Origin of the sequence: Acinetobacter sp. GSS19, from assembly GCF_028621895.1 — a bacterium.
Classification (GTDB): Bacteria; Pseudomonadota; Gammaproteobacteria; order Pseudomonadales; family Moraxellaceae; genus Acinetobacter.
Genome location: NZ_CP117520.1, coordinates 708,280 through 721,831, shown reverse-complemented (window position 1 = coordinate 721,831; position 13,552 = coordinate 708,280). Strand labels below are relative to the sequence as shown.

Below are 13,552 nucleotides of genomic sequence, written 5' to 3'. Positions count from 1 at the left end.
CTTTTCAGCCCTAGCGAATATTTGGCATCATGGCAATATCGCTTTCATTGCAAGGTTTCTCCCATGAATATGCAAACTTTACCTGGCCTTTTTGTTTCACATGGCTCACCAATGTTGACTATTCATCCGGAACAAGTGGGCCCTGCACTACAACGGCTCAGTCTGAATCTTCCTAAACCACACGCCATTATTGTCATGTCGGCGCACTGGGAAAGTGAGGCTCTCGAAGTCAGCACGGCGACTCGTCCAGAAACCTGGCATGACTTTCGCGGCTTTCCTGCTGAACTCTATCAGTTACGCTATCCTGCTCCGGGGCATCCGGTACTGGCAGAAGAAATTCTACAACGTTTAGCCGAAGCCGATTTTAATGCACATGCACATAGCACCCGTCCACGCGATCATGGGGTGTGGATGCCGTTATTACATATGTATCCTGAAGCTGATATTCCGGTTCTGGAAATTTCCCTGCCCATGTCGATGAGTGCACAGGAAATTTACCGGATTGGGCAAACCTTGGCTCCGCTGCGAGAACAGCAAATCCTGCTAATCGGTTCAGGTAGCATTACCCATAATCTGGCAGAACTCTCCTGGCAAGGTCAACACAGCGATGTGCCACATTGGGCCTCAACGTTCCGCAATGAAGTGGTTCGTAAACTCAGCCATAGTGATTTTGAGGCGGTATTGGACTGGCCAAGCCTGCCTTATCTACAACGCAACCATCCGACCCTTGAACATTTTGCACCACTGTTTTTTGCAATGGGTACTGGACCACGCTTTAGCCTGGTGCATAGCAGTTTTACCATGGGTGCCTTGGGAATGGATATTTATCGATTTGATTAAAACACGAGGAGTTTAGTTTCACGCGATACCCTCTGTTCGGATTGGTAATCCATAATTCAGCCATAAAAAAACCGATGCATGTGCATCGGTTTTTTTATATCTTGTACGCGATGTGAATTAATAAACGCCTTGAGCCAGCATCGCATCAGCCACTTTCACGAAGCCTGCAATGTTAGCGCCGTCTACATAGTTCACTGTACCGTCTTCTTGTGTACCGTATTTTACGCAGTGGCAGTGAATGTCTTTCATGATCGCATGCAGACGTTCATCAACTTCAGCAAAACTCCAGCCCAAACGAATCGCATTCTGTGACATTTCTAAGCCAGAAGTCGCAACACCACCCGCGTTAGACGCTTTACCTGGTGCATAGAGGATTTTCGCAGCAATAAATTTCTCAACCGCTTCAAGGGTTGATGGCATATTGGCACCTTCAGCCACACAGATCACGCCATTTGCCAACAATTTGTCAGCATCTTCGCCATCCAGCTCATTTTGTGTCGCACATGGTAACGCGATATCACATTTGATACCCCATGGACGTTGACCTTCCAGGTATTCAAAACCGTGCTTAGAAGCAAATTCAGAAATACGGCCACGTTTAACGTTTTTCAACTCCATCACTTCAGCAAGAAGTTCAGTGGTTAAACCGTTTTTAATGTAAACCGTACCATTCGAGTCAGAAAGTGAAACCACTTTCGCACCCAAGAACATGGCTTTTTCAGCTGCGTATTGAGCAACGTTACCAGAACCAGAAATCGCAACAATTTTATCTTTGAAGCTTTCGTTACGGGTTTTTAGCATTTCTTCAGCAAAGTACACTGTACCAAAACCTGTCGCTTCAGGACGTGCCAAAGAACCACCAAATGAAATACCTTTACCGGTGAATACACATGAAGTGTCATTGCTGAGTTTCTTCATCATGCCAGCCATGTAACCGACTTCACGACCACCCACACCAATATCACCCGCAGGGATATCGGTATTTGAACCCAGATGACGATACAATTCGATCATCAAGGCTTGGCAGAAACGCATGATTTCGCCTTCAGATTTACCTTTAGGATCGAAGTCTGAACCACCTTTACCACCGCCCATCGGCAAAGTAGTCAAAGCATTCTTAAAGGTTTGCTCAAAACCCAGGAATTTCAAAATAGACAGGTTAACAGATGGGTGAAAACGCATGCCGCCTTTGAATGGACCAATTGCTGAGTTGAACTGTACACGGAAAGCACGGTTCACCTGGGTTTGACCTTGGTCATCGACCCAAGATACGCGGAACTGGATCACGCGTTCTGGTTCAACCAAACGTTCAAGTAAACCATGTGCAGCATATTGTGGGTTCTTTTCAATGAACGGCCACAAACTGGTCATAACCTCTTCCACAGCTTGTAAAAACTCTGGTTGATGCGGATCACGTGCTTTCACGTAGTTTAAGAAGTCGTTAAGGCTGTTATATTTCAACGCTTAATCCTCAGCAGAAGGTGATTCAAAATTGGTCAAATTTTCAAATAATGATAAATTTTGGCGCAAAATATTAAATATCTTTTAACCTTGATCTACAACACTTTTTTTAAAATATTTTAATAAATTAATATTAATCAAAATCTTACTTACAAATAAAATCCTAAGTTAAGCTTAATTTCTGGCTTTATTATTGTGCATGTGATGAAAATTTACGCACCATAATAATGCTATAAACGAACCATAATAGCGCAATAATAGTTCTAAAAAACATGATAAAATTTATTGATAGAATATCCTTTTTCTCGCAATATCCTCCCGTTTTATTTCACTGGTTCTCGGCATGAATTCGCACATTTCCCTCATCCAGCAAATTGATGCGCTGTTACCGCAGACCCAATGTGGGTTATGTGGACATCGTGATGGTTGTCTCCCTTATGCAAAATCCATTGCGGAAGGCGAGGAAGCGAATAAGTGCATTCCGGGTGGCCAGCCTGTCGCGGATGAATTGGCAAAATTACTACAACGCCCTCGCCTGATTGCTGAACCGAGCGTATGGCCGATTCAGCATGATGGCCGTCCACAACGCATGAAAGCACTGATCCGTGAAGATGAATGCATTGGTTGTACCAAATGTATTAATGCCTGCCCGGTCGATGCAATTATTGGTAGCGGCAAGCTGATGCACAGTGTGCTCAACGAGCTATGTACTGGCTGTGAATTATGTATTCCCCCCTGCCCGGTGGACTGTATTGAGCTGGTGGAAGATCCGTTACCCGTACCGAATGAAACACAGCGCATTGCAGAACAGGATGATCTGCGCCGACGTTATTACGCACATATTCAGCGTGAGGAACAGCGTCGACTTCATCGTAAAGGCCCTGTTGTTCGTGCTGAAATTTCAACCGAAATCTTTGCGGAATTTTCCCAGCACGTCAATGTGGTACCGACGATTGAACTGGTGGAAACGGCACATCTGGGTCATCCTTCAGCTGATGCAAAGACAACCATTGAACTGGCCAAGCTGCGTACACAGATCAAAAAATTGGAAAAACAGCTCAGCGTACGAGAAAACCCGCAAAAACGTCAGGAACTGATGAGTTTACAGCAGCGTCTCGCGGATTTGCAGGGAGTCTGACATGGCCGTGAAAAATATGACAAAAAAGCAGATTCAGCTGTTTTTTGAACGTTTGCGTGAACAACGCCCTAAACCAGAAACGGAACTGAATTACAGTAGTCCATTTGAACTTTTGATTGCCGTCATGCTCTCGGCTCAAGCCACCGATATCAGTGTCAACAAAGCCACGGATAAACTCTTCCCGGTGGCCAATACCCCACAAGCTATTCTCAATTTAGGCCTTGAAGGACTCAAGGACTACATTAAAACCATTGGCCTGTATAATTCTAAAGCCGAAAATGTGATCAAAACCTGCCAGATCCTGCTAGAGCAACATCAAGGACAGGTGCCTGACAACCGCAAAGATTTGGAAGCACTGCCGGGGGTAGGTCGTAAAACCGCGAACGTGGTGCTGAATACGGCGTTTGGCCAACCAACTATGGCTGTTGATACCCATATTTTTCGTTTGGGCAATCGTACTGGTCTGGCGATTGGTAAGAATGTACTGGAAGTTGAACAACGCCTGGTCAAGGTCATTCCCAAAGAATTTATTCTGGATGCCCATCACTGGCTGATTTTGCATGGCCGTTACTGCTGTATCGCACGCAAACCGAAATGCCACGAATGTGTGGTCGGTGATGTGTGTAATTGGCCAGATCGTTTTGAATTTGGTGCGGCCCGTATTCCGGTCAAAAATATTAGCAATGATGCCAATTAACGTCCTGATTTTTTCTCTTTCTGCTGCTCGAGCAATTTAGGATGTAATTGACGCTCAGGTTTCTGCTGAACTTTTTCTTGAGCTTCCTGTTTTTGCACCTGACGCAGCATTTTCTGGCTGATGTAGAATAAAAACAGTAGCACCGCGAGAGCAACAATCACTAGTGCAATCATGGCTATTTTCATCACAGTTCACCTTTAAAAGAAAAAGAGCCCTATATTAACTAGGACTCTTTCATCTGCAAAATATTAAAACTTATTTTGCTTGATCGAGAATCGCAAACAAATCAGTTTGTACATTTTCGATTGGACGTAAACCGTTCAGTTTGTCATAGGTCGGTGCATTTTCACCTGCAGCCGCACGGCCCTGATAGAAACCAACCAATTGTGCTGTTTCAGCATGATATGCGCCTAAACGCTTACGAATGGTTTCTTCTTGGTCATCTGGACGTTGTACCAGATCTTCACCTGTTTCATCATCTTTACCTTCCACTTTTGGTGGGTTGTAAACGATGTGATACACACGACCCGATGCAGGGTGCTGACGGCGGCCAGAAAGACGTTGAACGATTTCTTCATCTGGCACATCAATTTCAATCACGTGATCGATCGTGATACCTTCATTTTCCAGTGCTTCAGCCTGTGGAATAGTACGTGGAAAACCATCGAAAATGCAGCCATTCACGCAGTCCGGCTGTGCAATACGCTCTTTAACCAAACCAATGATGAGCTCATCGGATACCAGACCACCCGATTCCATTACACTTTTAGCCTTTAGGCCTAATTCAGTACCTTCACGAATTGCAGCACGGAGCATATCACCGGTTGAAATTTGTGGGATATTGTAGCGCTTACAGATCAACTGAGCCTGAGTCCCTTTACCTGCTCCAGGTGGTCCGAGTAAGATAATGCGCATAAATAAACATCCTCATTATTAAACAATGAATGACACCTGAAGCCTGAACAATCACATATTGTTCATTTTTCGGCATCTAATTATAAGAAAGCGACAAACAAATGTATTAAACCAGCAAAAAATCCGGTCACCCCACCCAACACAATCAGAATCCATTCATCCTCCTGAAAAGCAGGGCGTAACAAATTCTGAAACTCTCTAGGCGTCAATTCGCGAATACGATCTCTGAACATTTGATAGATTTTCTGTGCACGGCTCGCATTAAACGCTGGGTCGCATACAGGCACCATCGTAATTTCAATTGAGCGATCGATCAAGTCTGTCTTGAGTTTTGCATATTCACGTGGCCCCAAAGAGAGCTGCAAGGTGGTACGCACCAGCGGTGTTTCCATGATTTCATTGACATGTGCCTTGATAATCCGCCGGGTTCGATCCTTTTTAGCACCATACATCATTTCTGTCATGATGGATTTCAAGGTAATCAACTCTTCAGTCACGACTTTAGCAAAAACATCAGACACTTCATCCTGACGCTTCATAAAAGCACCTTGAATATTATACGAACCGATTCGTGGCAAAACGGGGACAATCCAAGGAAACTTTCGACTTTCAGTTCGTCTAAAAAACTGCGGATAACGAACCGGATGAGGTTCGATCGGATTAAAGACCATCCAGATCGCGATCCAGTTAGTTAAAAAGCCCCAGATTGATGCCCAGAATGGAACCGTCCAGTGCCATGGCACAACAAACCAGACAATCATCTGGAATATGCCAAAAAACATCCCAATCAAGGCACTGATATGCCAGATAAAATTAATTTCTTTATGCCCAACCTTAAGGAACATGCGCACCATCAAACGGCGGTCATTTTCCATCTGGCGGACTACCATTTCACGCATATCCACCAATGATTCAACGTTCACCGATAATTCGAGAACCAAATCCTTCAACACATCTGGCAGCTGTTTATGTGCCTGTGCATAAATCCGGCGTTTGATCGAATAAGGTAGATTTTCCCACAAGACAGCATTACGGTCGACCATCACCTCATCAATCAGGTGCTCCAGTTCAAACCCCACCTGCTCCCCGATAATGCGTGCCATATCCTCAGGATCCATCGCCTGCAAAAATTCGTGCAACGACCCTAATTTAGACAGCGTATTGTCGGTGATAATCCCTGAAATTCGCCCAGCTTTGCGAGGCACAATGCCCTGCCAGCCCACGGGAATAGCCCCCAGATGAAAACCCCAGAAGTGGATCGGATAAAACACCATTTTGAGTGCCATCCAGACATGCGCCCAAGTAACAAATGCGGTGACAGGAATAATACTCAGCACCGCCCATAAATCCGGGCGATTCAGAAAGCTTTGCCACACTGCACTTACGTACTCAAACATGCACCACTCTCGATTTTATCTCTGCATAAACAGATTTTTCCGGTTCATATATATACATCATCTGGATCGCTCTACCGTCTCAAACATTCCACAAAGAACAACAACCATGAAATATGAATATCTTGATCTATCATCATCGACATATTCTGTTTTTTTCTGTTTTTAGAAAAGCAGATTGCAGGTAAAGTCACCCAATCCTGCTCGACTCTTTCACTTTCACTCAATGAACACCAGTGAGTTCAACTTGGCTTAGTCGTTGATATAGTTACATAGTTCATGTGTTCTATCCAGATATCCGGCAATCTGCGAATACTAAGCGAACCGGACAATATTTCTGTTTTTCTATCGTTACACCTTGGTTTCAAGGAATGGATAACCAATCATGAAGAGCATCGTTCCGCTGACTGTAACAGAATTCACTAAGGGCTTATAGATCACACTGCGGATTTTTAATAGTTCACAAGTCAAAGTATAGCGGCAATAAATTACAGCTTTATGGGAAAAAGATGCGTGCGGGACCTCAATCCTGGGTTAAAATGGTTGCCCTTTAAAGCTCTCCCCCGTTGTTCTGGATTAAAAGTCGATCGCGTATGAAGCAGCATTTTCCTCTCAAAAACGTACAGCAAGAAAAGCGCATCTACCGTGGTCGAATTTTTTTCGCGATTGGTCTGGTGGCATTCTTCCTGTCACTCTTGTTGGCACGCTATGCATATCTGCAAATTGTGCATTATGACGAATTTACTACCGCTTCAGATAAGAACCGTATTCGTCTACAACCATTGCCACCCGCCCGTGGCTATATTTATGACCGCAACGGCGTGTTATTGGCTGATAATTATCCTGTCTTTTCTGCAACACTGAGCAAGGCCGATGTCGAAGATATCGAAGGCACCATCAAACGGCTGACCCCCATCCTCAGCCTGAATGAAGAAGATATTCAACGCTTCCGCAGTCGAATCAAGACAGCACGTAAAACCGAGCGTGTGTCTATCAAACTGAATTTGACCGAAACGGATATTGCACGCTTCAGTGAAATCAAGCATGAATTTCCGGGTGTCAAAATTGATACCCAAATGACCCGCTACTATCCACACGGTGATCTGTTTGCCCATGTTGTCGGCTATGTGGGACGGATCAACGACCGGGAATTGGCAAAAATTGACCCAGATTTATATGCGGGTACCAACCTGATTGGCAAGATTGGGGTGGAAAAATCGTATGAAGATTTACTCCACGGAGTACCAGGCAATGAATCGATTGAAGCCGATGCCCATGGCAATGTGCTCCGCCATTTAGGCCGTAAAGAACCCATTCGAGGGAATGATTTATATTTATCAATTGATTATGGTTTACAAGTCGTCGCTGCCGAGCAGTTGGCAGATCGCCGTGGTGCGATTGTCGCGATGGATCCACGAACCGGTGAAATTTTGGCGTTGGTTTCCAGCCCAAGTTTTAACCCAAATCTGTTTGTAACCGGGATTAATCATACCGACTATAGTGCATTACGTGACAATCTGGATCAGCCACTGTACAACCGTGCGGTACAAGGGGTCTATCCTCCAGGATCGACCATCAAACCCATGGCTGCTTTAGGCGGTATTCATTATGGCTTAGTAGACTGGAACACTGCCATTTCTGATCCGGGCTATTTCCATTTACCTGGAGATTCGCATAAATTCCGTGACTGGCGCAAAGGCGGTCATGGTGTGGTGAATATGCACCGTTCGATTGTAGAATCCTGTGATACCTATTTTTATACCCTTTCCTTCCAGATGGGTATCGAGAAAATGAATATCTGGATGCGTCAGTTTGGTTTTGGCCAAAAAACTGGAGTCGATTTACCTAGTGAGAGCGACGGACTCTATCCAAATCCTGAATGGAAAATGCGCACCCGCAAAAGTAAATGGATGAAAGGTGAAACCATCTCGGTCAGTATCGGCCAAGGTGCATTTACCGCAACACCCCTACAATTAGCTATGGCCACCGCGATTACCGCCAATCACGGTGCACATGTTACCCCGCATGTATTAAGAGCTTCGCATGGTGCCAAAGTCCATAAGGTCTTGAATGCGCCCGATGGTCGCATCCAGTTCAATGGTACCGAACAGGATTGGATCAATATGCGCAGTGCAATGGTTGACGTGATTGAATCCGGTACTGCACGCGGCATTAAAGGCGGCTTGCAATATCAAATTGCGGGTAAAACCGGTACCGCTCAGGTAAAAAGTATTGCCCAAGGCAAAAAATACAATGAAGCTCTGCTCACTGAGCGCCAACTCGACCATGCATTATTTATAGGATTTGCACCAGCAGAAAAACCAGAAATCGTGATTGCGGTTATTTGGGAAAATGGTCGCCATGGTGGCTCAGCAGCTCAACTGTCACGTCCAATTTTCGATTACTGGTTACTCAAGCGTCAAAAAAATCCAATTCGCCCTGCTGCGCATCAAGTCAGTGGTGGTCTAATGACAGCAGGAATCAAGCCAGGTGAATTACCAAGTGGAGCTGGCATCCTGCAAGCGGATCCCAAAGCCAATCCTAACCAGAGCAAACCTGAAACAAAGCCACAAGCGACTTCACCTGCTAGTAGTGAGATTACCGAATAAATGAAAAATCAGCTTCGTATTATCGGTGGGACATGGAAACGCCGCCAGTTACCATTCGCCAGCATTGAAGGTTTACGCCCAACGCCTGACCGTGTACGGGAAACTTTATTTAACTGGCTGATGTGGGATATCCAAAATGCTCGTGTCCTTGATCTCTGTGCGGGTTCAGGAGCTTTAAGTTTTGAGGCACTGTCTCGAGGTGCCGCATCTGTACTGATGATTGAACCACACCCTGCACAAGCCAAGATCTTGAAAGCCAATATTCAACTGTTACAGGCAGAAAACTGCCAACTCAAAACGGCTACAGCACAGCAGGCATTGAAGGAATTAACTGGATCTTTTGATCTGGTCTTTCTTGATCCACCTTATAGCTTAGATCTATGGCAAGAATTAGCGAGATTAACAGATCCTCTTATTGCCCCAAATGGGCTGATTTATGTGGAAGCTGATCGTGAGTTAGATCAAATCGTTTTACCTAATTCTTGGCAGCAGATCAAAAGTAGTAAAGCAGGCAGCGTACGTGCGGGTCTGTACCAAAAGAATGTGATATAAATCAACTTTTAATTAATTTTATGTGATTTATATCAAATTAAAAATTTATACCATTCATTTAGGCTAAACTATAAATGCATAAAATGGCATGGCTTTAGCCAAAGACTAAACTGATAAAACTGCATCAACTCAATACCATGATTTATCCACTCCTCCCAACAAATAATATGACAAAAATGATTTCTGGCTTAAGCCTTAGCCTCTTACTCAGTGCTTGTGCACTTGGTGGTTCTAGCGAAATTCAACAAGCAGAAAAATTGCTGCAACAATTTCAATGCCACAATATCGAAACTTTGCAAATGCAACACAGTCCACTCAATAGTTTTTACCAGCAGTCATTGGCTGCCAGTCGTGAAAAAGTCGAAACTTATATTGAAAGCTATAAAGCAGGCGATGAACTCTTCGATGTACCCTTACGTGACGTAGTGCAGCAACAATTCCAGCTCTACACTTCCGCTTGTGAAGCACTGGGTGGGATTCATCCAAAGCTGGAAATTGAATAAGGTCTTTTATTCTTTTTTTTAACCAAATATGATTGATCTTAAAGCATAAAAAACCCACTCAATTGAGTGGGTTTTTTGATTCAATTCAATGCTTAGTGAGCAGCGAACTGGTTCATTGTATTTTTCGCATCGTCACCCGCTTTAAGCGCGTTGTCACCAGCGAAGATTTCTTTGTGGTCGTCACCGATGTCAGAACCCGCCATTGCTTGGTGTTTCACACAAGCGATACCGCCACGGATTTCTTTACGTTGTACGCCAGCAACATAAGCCAACATACCTTCAGAACCGAAGTAACCTTGTGCAAGCTCATGTGTAGAAAGAGCAGCAGTGTGGTAAGTCGGAAGTGTGATCAAGTGATGGAACACACCTGCTTCACGAGAAGCATCTGCTTGGAAGGTACGGATTTTCGCATCAGCATCAGCAGCCAATTCAGTGTTGTCGTACTCAGCGCTCATCAATTTAGCACGGTCGTATGCAGATACGTCTTTACCTTCAGCAACCCAACGGTCATACGCTTGTTGACGGAAGTTTAAAGTCCAGTTGAACGATGGAGAGTTGTTATAAACAAGTTTCGCATTTGGAACAACTTCACGTACACGGTTCACCATGTGAGCGATTTCTTCAACGTTTGGAGTTGCAGTTTCGATCCAAAGCAGGTCAGCACCGTTTTGTAAGCTAGTGATACAGTCAAGTACAACGCGGTCGATTTGAGTGCCTTCACGGAACTGATACAAGCCAGACGCTAAACGCTTAGGACGGTGTAACTTACCATCACGTTTAATTAAGATTTCGTCTTCAGTTGCTTCAGAGATATCAATTTCTTGAGTGTCTAAGTAGCTGATGTATTGAGAAGCGATGTCGCCTGGCTCTTTAACCACTGGGATTTTTTGAGTCAAGTCAGCGCCTTCAGAGTCAGTACGTGCAACGATGATACCGTCTTCAAGACCCATTTCTAAGAACGCGTAGCGTAATGCATGGATTTTAGCGATGAAGTCTTCGTGTGGAACAGTTACTTTACCCGCTTGGTGACCACATTGTTTCGCGTCAGATACTTGGTTTTCGATTTGTAGTGCACAAGCACCCGCTTCGATCATTTTCTTCGCAAGCAAGTAAGTCGCTTCTTCGTTACCAAAACCAGCATCGATGTCCGCAATGATTGGCACAACGTGAGTTTGGAAGTTGTCGATTTGTGAAGTAATTTCAGCTGCTTTAGCAGTGTCGCCAGCTTCTTGTGCTTTTTTCAATGCACGGAACAAGTCGTTTAATTCTTTCGCGTCAGCTTGACGTAAGAAGGTGTAGATTTCTTCGATCAATGCAGGAACAGAAGTTTTTTCGTGCATAGATTGGTCAGGAAGAGGACCGAATTCTGAACGAAGAGCAGCAACCATCCAACCAGAAAGGTAGATATAACGCTTGCTAGTCGTACCGAAGTATTTTTTGTTCGCGATCATTTTTTGTTGCGCGATGAAACCGTGCCAGCAACCCAATGATTGAGTATATTTGCTAGAATCAGCATCATATTCAGCCATATCACGACGCATAATCGCAGCTGTATATTTAGCAATGTCTAAACCAGTTTTGAAACGGTTTTGCATTTGCATACGTGCAGCATCTTCAGGACTGATGTCTGCCCAAGTGTTGCCGAATTTTGCTTTTAATTCGCGGATTGCATCAATCGCTGTTTGGTATGTAGTCATGATATTTTCCTGTATAGAATTAGGATTTTGATCAAGCGAAGGACTAAATCGTGCTCGGTATTATTTGTTCAGATTTAGAGCGCTTCGTTACGATAATCACAGCTTAGATGGGTTATTTTTTTTTATCCAATATTCTCCGATGATTCTCGGTATTTCTTGAAAAAATATGTAGATCAAAGTCTTATAATAATTCAAATAAAATTAAACAAGTATTTGTTTTTATTAAATATAGTTAAATAAATCTTTGTTTACAATTTCAACATTTTGCTGTTTTTTCCTCATTAGACTTAAGTCTTGTCTGCTAGAAAAAACCTTTTTTCTAACGTTGAACAGGGAAAATTAAGGTCTTTTCACAGCCTCTAAAGTCTTTTCAAACGCCTATTTAATAATCAAAAACTATATATCTTACCTTATCCATACGAACAAATATTCGCCAATAATCATGCATTCACTGAATTTTAGTTCACAATCTCCGTTAGAATAAACATGCTGTAGATCATAAAAAACAAGTTGGGTTTCACGCCTCACCTCTCTACCTGCGCTCCACTTCCCTAAGTAGTATTTTCAATGAAATAAGCACGGTTTTTTCTTGGTGCTCTTACACAAGCTTGTGGAACTGTGGCATAATTCGACATAATTTCACGATTTTATTCTCGGTATTTTTTTTATGAATCTGGAGCGGGTCGATCTCAACCTATTAATTTATCTTGATGTCCTTCTTCGTGAAAAAAATGTCACTCGTGCTGCAGAACAACTCGGTGTGACACAACCGGCTATGAGTAATATTTTACGCCGTTTGCGTAATCTATTTAATGATCCGTTATTGATCCGCTCATCCGAAGGCATGACACCAACTGAACGTGCCTTGGAACTACAGCCACGGATTCGCGATGCACTTTCTGATCTCTCAATGATTCTGGAGCCACGCACAGAATTTAGACCATATACCAGCAACCGCGTGTTCCGTATCATGACTTCGGACTATGCAGAAGCAACCTTAGTTCCGCGTCTAGTTAAGGCTTTGCGTTCTGAAGCCCCAAATGTTGTGCTGGACTTTTTAACCCCAAGTGACGTGTCCTATCGTGATATGGAACAGGGTAAAGTGGACTTAGCAATCAACCGTTTTAACGAAATACCACAGAGCTTCCACCAAGTTTTGGTTTGGCGCGACAGTTTTTCTTGCCTGCTCAACAACAAACACCCTGCAGTGAATAACCTCAACTTGAAAAGTTATCTAGATGCCCAACACATCTGGGTCTCTAAAACAGGGATGGGGGTTGGTTTTGGGGTTAATCCTGAAAAACAAGCCGGTTTGGGTTGGATTGACCAGGCACTCGAACGGATTGGCCAGAAGCGTAAAATTTCCGTTTTTACCCGTCATTATCAAATGCCAGGCTTATTGGCCTCAAATGTTGATCTGATAGCGACCCTACCCACACGAATTGCCCGCTTACAAGCCAAGAACCAGAATTTGATGATTAAGGATCCTCCGTTTTATATTCCTGAGTTTGAATTAAAAATGGCTTGGTGTCCGCTGCTGCATCATCATCCTGCGCATCGCTGGTTACGTCAGCTCATTTTATATGTCGCTCGGCAGATGATCGAGGAAGAAAATCGTGAATTCCTACTGAACAATTCACAATTTTCACAGTACTAAGGCACACCACCTGTTAAAATAATCTCACTTCATGCTTATACTAAGCTTAGGAAATGATCTGTTTCCTAAGCCTTTATCTAAAAAATGAT

Annotated in this window: 12 protein-coding genes; 7 read left to right on the top strand and 5 right to left on the bottom strand. The window is 43.7% G+C overall.

The window, feature by feature from the left end:
• Positions 1-63 precede the first annotated feature (63 nt).
• Entirely contained in the window at positions 64-840 is a 777-nt protein-coding gene (locus tag PGW99_RS03570) for a dioxygenase family protein (protein WP_273778740.1), read from the top strand.
• Between the two features lie 117 nt (positions 841-957).
• Here PGW99_RS03570 and gdhA read toward each other — a convergent pair whose 3' ends face one another.
• The gene (gdhA, locus tag PGW99_RS03565) at positions 958-2,301 is read right to left on the bottom strand and encodes an NADP-specific glutamate dehydrogenase (protein WP_273778739.1); all 1,344 of its coding nucleotides are present in this window, start codon (positions 2,299-2,301) and stop codon (positions 958-960) included.
• 343 nt (positions 2,302-2,644) lie between these two features.
• On the opposite strand from gdhA, the gene PGW99_RS03560 reads away from it, so the two are divergent.
• Together PGW99_RS03560 and nth are read left to right on the top strand one after the other, a co-directional pair.
• Positions 2,645-3,439, top strand: coding sequence for an RnfABCDGE type electron transport complex subunit B (locus PGW99_RS03560; RefSeq protein WP_273778738.1), 795 nt, complete (start codon positions 2,645-2,647; stop codon positions 3,437-3,439).
• A gap of 1 nt (position 3,440) precedes the next feature.
• Positions 3,441-4,136: an endonuclease III gene (gene nth / locus PGW99_RS03555; protein WP_273778737.1), complete on the top strand. Its 696-nt coding sequence runs from the start codon at positions 3,441-3,443 to the stop codon at positions 4,134-4,136.
• Here the strand turns inward: nth and PGW99_RS03550 are convergent.
• The 3 genes from PGW99_RS03550 to PGW99_RS03540 all read right to left on the bottom strand — a co-directional run bounded on the left by PGW99_RS03550 (position 4,133) and on the right by PGW99_RS03540 (position 6,448).
• Positions 4,133-4,321, bottom strand: coding sequence for a hypothetical protein (locus PGW99_RS03550; RefSeq protein WP_273778736.1), 189 nt, complete (start codon positions 4,319-4,321; stop codon positions 4,133-4,135). The two genes, nth and PGW99_RS03550, sit on opposite strands and share 4 nt — an antisense overlap.
• Positions 4,322-4,391: 70 nt before the next feature.
• Entirely contained in the window at positions 4,392-5,051 is a 660-nt protein-coding gene (gene adk / locus PGW99_RS03545; RefSeq protein ID WP_273778735.1) for an adenylate kinase, read from the bottom strand.
• Between the two features lie 80 nt (positions 5,052-5,131).
• Positions 5,132-6,448: a hypothetical protein gene (locus tag PGW99_RS03540; RefSeq protein WP_273778734.1), complete on the bottom strand. Its 1,317-nt coding sequence runs from the start codon at positions 6,446-6,448 to the stop codon at positions 5,132-5,134.
• A gap of 590 nt (positions 6,449-7,038) precedes the next feature.
• Between PGW99_RS03540 and mrdA the strand changes: the two genes are divergently transcribed.
• The 3 genes from mrdA to PGW99_RS03525 all read left to right on the top strand — a co-directional run bounded on the left by mrdA (position 7,039) and on the right by PGW99_RS03525 (position 10,109).
• Entirely contained in the window at positions 7,039-9,054 is a 2,016-nt protein-coding gene (gene mrdA, locus PGW99_RS03535; protein WP_273778733.1) for a penicillin-binding protein 2, read from the top strand.
• Entirely contained in the window at positions 9,055-9,606 is a 552-nt protein-coding gene (gene rsmD, locus PGW99_RS03530; RefSeq protein WP_273778732.1) for a 16S rRNA (guanine(966)-N(2))-methyltransferase RsmD, read from the top strand.
• 167 nt (positions 9,607-9,773) lie between these two features.
• Complete coding sequence (locus tag PGW99_RS03525; RefSeq protein WP_273778731.1) at positions 9,774-10,109, top strand: hypothetical protein; 336 nt, start codon at positions 9,774-9,776, stop codon at positions 10,107-10,109.
• Between the two features lie 92 nt (positions 10,110-10,201).
• On the opposite strand, the gene PGW99_RS03520 is transcribed toward PGW99_RS03525, so the two are convergent.
• Positions 10,202-11,806: an isocitrate lyase gene (locus tag PGW99_RS03520; RefSeq protein ID WP_273778730.1), complete on the bottom strand. Its 1,605-nt coding sequence runs from the start codon at positions 11,804-11,806 to the stop codon at positions 10,202-10,204.
• 667 nt (positions 11,807-12,473) lie between these two features.
• On the opposite strand from PGW99_RS03520, the gene PGW99_RS03515 reads away from it, so the two are divergent.
• Entirely contained in the window at positions 12,474-13,463 is a 990-nt protein-coding gene (locus tag PGW99_RS03515) for a LysR family transcriptional regulator (protein WP_273778729.1), read from the top strand.
• The last annotated feature ends 89 nt before the right edge of the window (positions 13,464-13,552 follow it).

Bases quoted from the DNA above. Each gene is read 5' to 3' on its own strand.
- PGW99_RS03570 (WP_273778740.1), top strand. From the start codon at position 64: ATGAATATGCAAACTTTACCTGGCCTTTTTGTTTCACATGGCTCACCA.
- PGW99_RS03560 (WP_273778738.1), top strand. From the start codon at position 2,645: ATGAATTCGCACATTTCCCTCATCCAGCAAATTGATGCGCTGTTACCG.
- nth (WP_273778737.1), top strand. From the start codon at position 3,441: ATGGCCGTGAAAAATATGACAAAAAAGCAGATTCAGCTGTTTTTTGAA.
- PGW99_RS03550 (WP_273778736.1), bottom strand. From the start codon at position 4,321: ATGAAAATAGCCATGATTGCACTAGTGATTGTTGCTCTCGCGGTGCTA.
- adk (WP_273778735.1), bottom strand. From the start codon at position 5,051: ATGCGCATTATCTTACTCGGACCACCTGGAGCAGGTAAAGGGACTCAG.
- PGW99_RS03540 (WP_273778734.1), bottom strand. From the start codon at position 6,448: ATGTTTGAGTACGTAAGTGCAGTGTGGCAAAGCTTTCTGAATCGCCCG.
- mrdA (WP_273778733.1), top strand. From the start codon at position 7,039: ATGAAGCAGCATTTTCCTCTCAAAAACGTACAGCAAGAAAAGCGCATC.
- rsmD (WP_273778732.1), top strand. From the start codon at position 9,055: ATGAAAAATCAGCTTCGTATTATCGGTGGGACATGGAAACGCCGCCAG.
- PGW99_RS03525 (WP_273778731.1), top strand. From the start codon at position 9,774: ATGACAAAAATGATTTCTGGCTTAAGCCTTAGCCTCTTACTCAGTGCT.
- PGW99_RS03520 (WP_273778730.1), bottom strand. From the start codon at position 11,806: ATGACTACATACCAAACAGCGATTGATGCAATCCGCGAATTAAAAGCA.
- PGW99_RS03515 (WP_273778729.1), top strand. From the start codon at position 12,474: ATGAATCTGGAGCGGGTCGATCTCAACCTATTAATTTATCTTGATGTC.